This window comes from Citrobacter sp. VF227, from assembly GCF_052950715.1.
Genome location: NZ_JBRFVF010000061.1, coordinates 1 through 984 on the forward strand (window position 1 = coordinate 1; position 984 = coordinate 984).

1 protein-coding gene is annotated in these 984 nt (G+C 58.2%); it reads right to left on the reverse strand.

Features of this window, described 5'->3' with window-relative positions:
* Nucleotides 1-235: 235 nt before the first annotated feature.
* A partial coding sequence (locus ACU8YC_RS25000; protein WP_446895958.1) for a F4 family fimbrial subunit occupies nt 236-984 on the reverse strand: 749 nt, incomplete at its 5' end.

A 984-nucleotide genomic window follows, 5' to 3' on the forward strand; every position in this document is an offset into this window, starting at 1 on the left:
TCAGCGCAACCACGCGGCGCAGGCGCCTTCCGGGGGCGACGAACAAACGACGATGTGCAGCGCACGTTTCACCGCTGCCATCACAGGAACTGAGGTGATTTTTCATGGTGTCTACCGTTACGTTAACGAGTGGTACGGGGTGGTGTCTCTGCCGGTCCCGGTCAGGACCCAAACGGAAGATGCTTTTAAAAAGGGAGGGTTCCCCCTCCCTGTGTGTCAGAAGACCTGTCAGTGATTAACGATAGGCCACGGTGACGGTCAGCGCACCTTCCCAGGACTCAGGGATGGTCGCCGCCGGGAAAGTCACCTGGGCGGAGTGGATGCTGGAGTGAACACCAGCAGTAATCTGTGTTTGCGAAGCAGTGTTCCAGAGACCAGTCGTAGGAGTGACTCTGGTCATCTCTGGTGCCAGAGCTGCATAAGGGGCTGTGGCAAAATCCACAGACAGCTTCTGGTTATCCAGCGCTTTTTGCGCCGCTTTCATGTAAGCGGCGTTTGTAGTGGTGCCAGGTGGCAGATAAGTTTGTCCATTGCCCGCAACTTCTACCGGGCGTAAAGCAGCCACTTTAGCAGTTGAAGAAAACCAACCAGCATTCATTGCCATAACTGTTTTGAAGGTCATCTCCCCGTCCACGGTGGACGTGGTATCCGTCGCATCCGTCAGACCGGTCACCTTCACCTTGGCCGTCTGCTCCATGGTTCCCCCCCCGGCAGTGACCGTATAACCGTCACCGCCGATGGTGATAACAGGCTCCAGCCCCGGGGCCGTGGCTGGAGCAAGATTCACCAGATACCCGTCCAGCAGGGCCACATCCCCTTTGCCCGAGAAGTCCGCCGTCGCATTCGCCCCGGTCACCTTCCACTCCAGTTTGGTGGTGTCCCAGTCTGTCTGGTCTGCCCCGGTTTTCCACGCCCACGCCGGGTTGGTGTTGGTGATTTCCCCGTTCAGGGTGATGCTGTTATCGGCCGCCAGGTCACCTTCCG